Source organism: Streptomyces caelestis (assembly GCF_001279005.1).
Taxonomy (GTDB): Bacteria; Actinomycetota; Actinomycetes; order Streptomycetales; family Streptomycetaceae; genus Streptomyces; species Streptomyces heliomycini.
Map to the genome: position 1 here is coordinate 1 of NZ_LGCN01000263.1, position 7,941 is coordinate 7,941.

Annotated in this window: 2 protein-coding genes; both read left to right on the forward strand. The window is 74.9% G+C overall.

The genetic code is table 11. The annotated features are described in order from the left end of the window. The coding region (locus ADK41_RS35890; RefSeq protein ID WP_159044000.1) for an acyltransferase domain-containing protein at positions 1-1,398 on the forward strand (1,398 nt) is incomplete at its 5' end. A gap of 18 nt (positions 1,399-1,416) precedes the next feature. Then, a partial coding sequence (locus tag ADK41_RS35895) for a type I polyketide synthase (RefSeq protein WP_159044001.1) occupies positions 1,417-7,941 on the forward strand: 6,525 nt, incomplete at its 3' end.

Consider the following 7,941-nt stretch of genomic DNA (forward strand, 5'->3'; position numbering starts at 1 on the left):
GCGGCCGTGGTGGGGCACTCGCAGGGGGAGATCGCCGCGGCGTGTGTGGCCGGGGCGCTGTCCCTGGAGGACGCCGCCCGTGTCGTCGCCCTCCGCAGCCGGGAACTCCTGCGCCTCTCGGGCCGCGGCGGCATGGTCTCCCTGGCCGCACCCGAGGCACACGTACGGGAACTCCTGATCCCCTACGACGAGCGGATCGGGGTGGCCGCGGTCAACGGTCCCGAGGCCGTCGTCGTCGCGGGCGAACCCGCCGCGCTGGAGGCGCTGCTCGCCGACTGCACCCGCCAGACCGTACGGGCCCGGCGGCTCCCCGTCGACTACGCCGCCCACTCCGCCCAGGTCACCGACGTCGGCGACGCGTTGCGCACCGCCCTCGCCGGAGTACGGCCGCGGACGCCGGAGGTGCCGCTGTACTCCACCGTCACCGGTGACGTCGTCGACGGTGCCGTCCTCGACGCGGACTACTGGTACCGCAACCTGCGCGAACCGGTCGCGTTCGCGGGCGCCACCGAGAGCCTGCTCGCCGCCGGACACGACCTGTTCGTCGAGATGAGCCCGCACCCGGTGCTGACCGCCGCCGTCACCCAGACCGCCGAGCGGGCGGGGCGGCCCGTCGGCGCCGTCGGCACGGTCCGCCGCGACGACGGCGGCACCGACCGCCTCCTCACCTCGCTCGCCGAGGCATGGACACACGGCGCCCCCGTGGACTGGGCCGCCGTACTGCCCCCGCCCACCGGTGCGCACGTGGCCCTGCCCACCTACGCCTTCCAGCACCAGCGCTACTGGCTGCCCACCCCGGGCCGGTCCGCCGACGCCGTCACTGCGGCGGCCACCGCCCCGGAGCCTGCGGCCGGGCCGCCAGTGACGGACCCGGCGGCCGAACTCGCCGCACGGCTCGCGCCGCTGGACGAGACCGACCGCCGCCGCACCGTCCTCGACCTGGTCCTCGCGCATGCCGCCGCCCAGCTCGGACACTCCGGCACGGCGGCCGTCGAGCCCGACCGGCCCTTCGTCGCGGCGGGGTTCGACTCGATGCTCGCCGTGACGTTCAGGACCGGTCTCAGTGCGGCGACGGGGATCGAGCTGCCGCCCACCGTGGTCTTCGACCACCCCACACCCGCCGGGCTCGCCGCCCACCTCCATGAACGGCTGGCCGCGCCACCCGGACCGGAGCGGCCTGTCCTCGCACAACTGGACCGCCTCGCCGACGCGCTGGCCGGCGCGGGCACGGACACCCCCGACGCTGACGAGATCGGCATCCGCCTGCGCGACCTGCTGAGCACATGGAACAGCCGCCGACCGCGGGACGGCGACGCCGGCGGGGCGAACGGTGCCGACACGGCCACCGCCACCGCCGACGAACTCTTCGAACTGCTCGACAACAATTACGGCGCCTGAGGGAGAAGCGAGACACCCATGCCGGACAACGACAAGCTCCTCGAATACCTCAGGCGTGCCACCGCGGACCTGGGGGACGCCAGGCGGCGACTGCGTGAGGCGGAGGACGCCCGCCACGAGCCCGTCGCGATCGTCGCCATGAGCTGCCGCTACCCCGGCGGCGCCGACACCCCCGAGCGACTGTGGGACCTCGTCGACAGCGGCACCGACGCCATCACCGGCTGGCCCACCGGACGAGGCTGGGACACCGAGGCGCTCTACCACCCCGACCCCGACCACCCCGGTACCTCCTCCACACGCCACGGAGGGTTCCTGCACGACGCCGCCGACTTCGATCCGGGCTTCTTCGGGATCTCGCCGCGCGAGGCCCTCGCCATGGACCCGCAGCAGCGCCTCGTCCTGGAGACCGCCTGGGAGGCCGTCGAACGCGCGGCCATCGACCCCGCCTCGCTGCGCTCCACCCGGACCGGCGTGTTCATCGGCGCGATGCGCAACGACTACGGCAGCGCCTCGCGCGACGTCCCCGAACTGCAGGGCCTCCTCGACACCGGCACGGCCGCCAGTGTCGTCTCGGGCCGCGTCGCCTACACCCTGGGCCTCGAAGGCCCCGCCATCAGCGTCGACACCGCCTGCTCGTCGTCCCTGGTCGCGCTGCACCTCGCGGTCCGTTCGCTGCGGGCCGGCGAGTGCTCCCTCGCCCTGGCGGGCGGTGTCGCGGTGATGGCGACTCCGGACGCGTTCGTCGCCTTCAGCCGCCAGCGGGCGCTGTCCGCGGACGGGCGCTGCAAGGCCTTCGCGGCGTCCGCCGACGGTACCGGCTGGTCCGAGGGAGCCGGCGTCGTCGTACTGGAGCGCCTCGCCGACGCGCGTCGGCACGGACATCGGGTACTCGCCGTCGTACGGGGCTCCGCCGTCAACCAGGACGGCGCGAGCAACGGTCTGACCGCGCCCAACGGGCCCGCCCAGGAACGGGTCATCGCCGCCGCCCTCGCCGACGCCCGGCTCGCGCCCGGCGACGTGGACGCCGTGGAGGCACACGGCACCGGTACGAGGCTCGGAGATCCCATCGAGGCGCAGGCGCTGCTCGCCACTTACGGGCAGGGGCGCGAAACCGAACGGCCTCTGTGGATCGGGTCGTTGAAGTCGAACATCGGTCATACCTCCGGTGCGGCCGGTGTCGGCGGCGTCATCAAGATGGTCATGGCCCTGCGCCACGGGCGGCTGCCCCGCACCCTGCACGTCGACGAGCCGACCCCCTTCGTCGACTGGTCGCGGGGCGCCGTCCGCGTCCTGACCGAGTCCCGTCCCTGGCAGCGGGCGGGACGGCCGCGCCGGGCCGGGGTGTCCGCCTTCGGCGTGAGCGGCACCAACGCCCACCTCGTTCTCGAGGAGGACATCACGCAGGACACCGAGGAGCCGGGGACCGCGCCCGCCGTGGGCCCGTCGCCGTGGGTGGTCTCCGCCCGCGACGAGGAGACCCTGCGTGCCCAGGCCGCCCGCCTCCTGGCCCACGTGGAGGCCATGTCGGGGGACCCGGCCAGGGGTGCCCCGGTCACGGACGGCGCCATCGGCCGGGCCCTCGCGACCACGCGGTCCGCCTTCGAGCACCGCGCCGCCGTCGTGGCGGCGGACCGGGCGGGGTTCGTGGAGGGGCTCACCGCGCTCGCCGCGGGCGCCCCGTCCCCGCGTCTCGTACGGGGGGCCACCGGAGCCGTCGGCAAGACCGTGTTCGTCTTCCCCGGACAGGGCTCGCAGTGGCCGGGCATGGCGGTCGGTCTCCTCGACGGGGAGCCGGTGTTCGCCGACCGGATGGCCGCGTGCGAGCGCGCTCTGTCGCCCTACGTGGACTGGTCGTTGGAGGAGGTGGTGCGCGGTGCCGACGGCGCGCCGTCCCTGGAGCGGGTCGACGTGGTGCAGCCCGTGCTGTTCGCCGTGATGGTGTCGCTGGCGGAGCTGTGGCGCTCGTACGGCATCGAACCGGACGCGGTGGCCGGGCACTCCCAGGGGGAGATCGCCGCCGCGTGCGTGGCGGGCGCGCTGTCCCTGGACGACGCGGCCAAGGTCGTCGCGCTGCGCAGCCGGGCGCTGGGGGACATCGCGGGGCGCGGTGGCATGGCGTCCGTGCCGCTGCCCGCCGCCGACCTCGGCCCGTACCTCCGGCTGTGGGCCGGGCGGCTGTCCGTCGCGGCGGTCAACGGGCCCGCGACGACAGTTCTCTCAGGAGACCCGGAGGCGATCGAGGGCATCGTCGCGGCCCTCGTCGCGCGGGACGTACGGGCCCGGGTCATCCCCGTCGACTACGCCTCGCACTCCGTGCACGTCGAGGCGATCGAGGAGCGGCTGCGCACCGTGCTCGCGGGCATCACCCCGCGCGCCGCCGAGGTGCCGTTCCACTCCACGGTGGACGCCGCCCCGGTGCCCGACACCACGGTCCTGGACGCCGGGTACTGGTACCGCAACCTGCGGCAGACCGTGCGCTTCGAAGAGACCGTGCGCGGTCTGCTCGACCAGGGCTACGGCTTCTTCGTCGAGGTCAGCGCCCATCCGGTGCTGACCGTCGGCGTGGAGCAGACCGCCGAGTCCGCGCACCCGGAGCGGCCCGCCGCCGTGCTCGGTACGCTCCGCCGGGACGAGGGGGGACCGGACCGTTTCCTGCTCGCCCTCGCAGAGGCCCACACCCGCGGGCTGTCCCCGGACTGGTCCCGGGTGTTCGTCGGCCATGACTCGGGGGCCGAACTGCCCACGTACGCCTTCCGGCGACGCGCCTACTGGCTTCGGACGCCACCCGCGCCGACCGTGGCGGGCGCGCCCGCCGATCCCGTGGAGGACCGCTTCTGGGAGGCCGTCCGCACCGGGGACCTGCCCCAGCTGACCGCCACGCTCGGAGTCGGGCCCGAGGAGCCGCTCAGCGCGGTGCTGCCCGCGCTCGCCGTCTGGCGGCAGCAGCGCGCCGAACTCGCCACCGTCGAGTCCTGGCGCTACCGGCCCACCTGGCAACCCCTGCCCGAGCCCACGGCCGCCCGCCTGTCCGGCACGTGGCTCGTTCTGCCGCCGACCTCGCTCGCCTCGTCCGCCGCGCCGGTCGGGTCCGCCTCGTCCACCACGCCCGCGCCGCCCGACTCGTCGGTCACGCCGACCGAGGACACCTGGTCCCTCGCCTGCGTACGCGCCCTGGAGGACGCCGGGGCCACCGTGGTCACCGTCACCCTGGACGAGGCCGACGCCGAACGCGGCCTGCTCGCCGTCCGGATCGCCGACGCCCTCGCGGGCACCGCGCCGGCGGGCGTCCTGTCGCTGCTCGCCGCCGATGAACGACCGCACTCGCGCCGGCCGTCGGTGCCCGTGGGCGCGGCCCTCAACCTCGCCCTGGTGCAGGCACTCGGCGACGCCGGTGTCACCGCGCCGCTGTGGTGGGCCACGTGCGGTGCCGTCGCCGTCGGCCCCGCCGACGCGGCCGTACACCCCGCCCAGCACATGAGCTGGGGCCTGGGCCGGTGCGCCGCCCTGGAACACCCGCGCCGCTGGGGCGGCCTCGTCGATCTGCCGCCGGAGCCTGACACGCGGGCCGCGGCCCGGCTGTGCGCGGTGCTCGCCGCGCCCGGCGCCGAGGACCAGCTCGCCGTGCGCGGCGCGGGCCTGCACGGCCGCAGGCTCGTCCGCGCCCCGCTCGGCGACGCCGCCCCACGCCGCACCTGGACCCCGCACGGCACCACGCTGATCACCGGCGGCACCGGTGGCCTCGGCGCGTACATCGCCCGCCGGCTCGCCCGGGAAGGCGCCGAGCACCTCGTACTCGTCAGCCGCCGAGGTCCCGATGCACCCGGAGCCGGTGAACTCGTCCAGGAGATCTCCGACTCGGGTGCGCGCGTCACGGTCGCCGCCTGCGACATCACCGACCGGGACGCCCTCGCCGCGCTCGTCGCGGGCCTGGCGGCGGACGGCTGCGAGATCCGCTCCGTGCTGCACGCCGCCGCCGGCGGCTCGCTCGTGGCGCTCGACGGGACGAACCTGGACGAGTTCGCCGACACCCTGGACGCCAAAGCACTGGGCGCGGCGCACCTGGACGCGCTCTTCGACCGGGACACACTCGACGCCTTCGTACTGTTCTCCTCCATATCCGGCGTGTGGGGCAGCGCGATCCACGGTGCGTACGCCGCCGCCAACGCCCACCTCGACGCGCTCGCCGAGAACCGCAGGGTCCGAGGCCTGACCGCCACCTCGGTCGTGTGGGGCATCTGGAGCCCGGAAGACGGCGGCGGTATGGCGGCAGCGCTCGCCGAGGACCAACTGCGGTCCCAGGGCGTGGTGTTCATGCCGCCGGCCATCTGTTTCACCGCCCTCAGGCAGGTCCTCGACCACGACGAGACGCTCACCCTGGTCGCCGACATCGACTGGGACCGGTTCGCCACGGTCTTCACCACCGGCAGGCCCAGCCCTCTCATCGCCGGCGTCCCCGAGGCCCGCGCCGCCCTGGGGCCGGTCACCAACCCGGCCCACGACGACGTGGCGCCGGCCACCGGAAGCCTCCGTGACCGGCTGCGCGACCTGCCCGGACCCGAGCGTGAACGCGTCCTGACCGACCTCGTACGCACCGAGGCCGCGGCCGTGCTCGGCCACGACACCGACGACTCCATCGCACCCGAGCGCGCCTTCCGCGACCTCGGCTTCGACTCGCTGACCGCCGTGGAGATGCGCAACCGGCTCACCGCGGTGACGGGCCTGCGCCTGCCCGTCACCGTCGTCTTCGACTACTCCTCACCCGGCGCCCTCGCCCGCCACCTGCGCGCCGAACTCCTGGGCGACGGGGCGTCCGCACGGATCGCGCCGGTGACACGCACCGCGGCGGCCGACGACGACCCGGTCGTCATCGTCGCCATGAGCTGCCGCTACCCGGGCGGTGTCACCACCCCCGAGGAGCTGTGGCAGCTCGTCGCCGACGGCCGCGACGCGGTCGACGAACTCCCCGCCGACCGAGGCTGGAACCTGGACGCGCTCTACGACGCCGACCCCGACCGGCCCGGCACCAGCTACGCGGCGTCCGGCGGCTTCGTGTACGACGCGGGCCGCTTCGACGCTGGCTTCTTCGGCATCTCACCGCGCGAGGCCCTCGCCATGGACCCGCAGCAGCGGCTCCTGCTGGAGACCTCCTGGGAAGTCCTGGAGCGGGCCGGCATCGACCCGCGAACCCTGCACGGCAGCCGCACCGGCGTCTTCGCGGGCGCCGCCTACCAGGGGTACGGCGGCAGCATGGACGAGGTGCCCGAGGAACTCGAGGGTCTCTTCGTCGCGGGCATCTCCACCAGCGTCCTGTCCGGACGCATCGCCTACACCCTCGGACTTCAGGGGCCGGCCGTCACCGTGGACACGGCCTGCTCGTCCTCGCTCGTAGCCGTCCACCTGGCCGCGCAGGCGCTGCGCAACGGCGACTGCGCCCTGGCCCTCGCGGGCGGCGCCACCGTGATCGGTTCGCCGCTCACCTTCACCGGCTTCAGCCGTCAGCGCGGGCTCGCCGCCGACGGTCGCTGCAAGTCCTTCGCGGCGTCGGCCGACGGCTTCGGCATGGCCGAGGGTGTCGGGCTGCTGCTCCTGGAGCGGCTGAGCGACGCCCGACGTTCGGGCCACCCCGTGCTCGCCGTCCTGCGCGGCTCCGCCGTCAACCAGGACGGCGCGAGCAACGGGCTGACCGCGCCCAGCGGCCTCGCCCAGCAGCGCGTGATCAACGAGGCGCTCGCCGACGCCGGTCTCACCGCCGCCGACGTCGACGCCGTGGAGGCCCACGGCACCGGTACCAGGCTCGGTGATCCCATCGAGGCGCAGGCCGTGCTCGCCACGTACGGACAGGACCGTGAAAGGCCCCTGTACCTGGGTTCGCTGAAGTCCAACATCGGGCACAGCCAGGCCGCCGCCGGTGTAGCGGGCATGATGAAGATGATCCTCGCCCTGCGCCACGAGGTGCTCCCGGCGACCCTGCACGTGGACGCTCCGTCCCCGAACGTCGACTGGTCCGCCGGAGTGGTCCGGCTGCTCACCGAACCCGTGCCCTGGCCCGCGGACGGCCGCCCCCGGCGCGCCGGAGTCTCCTCCTTCGGGCTGAGCGGTACCAACGCCCACGTCATCCTCGAACAGCCGCCCGCCGAGGAGGAACCCACCGGGGCCGAGGCACCGGACGCACCGGACGCAGCCGTGCCCTGGGTGCTCTCCGCACGCACCCCCGAAGCCCTGCACGAGCAGGCCGTGCGGCTGCGCGCCCACGTCGCCGACGGAACCGGCCCGTGCCCCGCCGACATCGGGTACTCCCTGGCCACCACGCGCACGGCCTTCGAGCACCGCGCCGCCGTCGTCGGCGGTGACCGGGACACCCTGCTCGCCGGTCTCGACACCCTCGTCGACGGCCGCACCGGCCCCGGCACCGTACGGGGCACCGCCGCGCAGGACCACCGGGCGGTGTTCGTGTTCCCCGGGCAGGGGTCGCAGTGGCCGGGGATGGCGCGTGAACTCCTTGCTTCGGATGCGGTGTTCGCGGCCCGGATCGCCGAGTGTGCG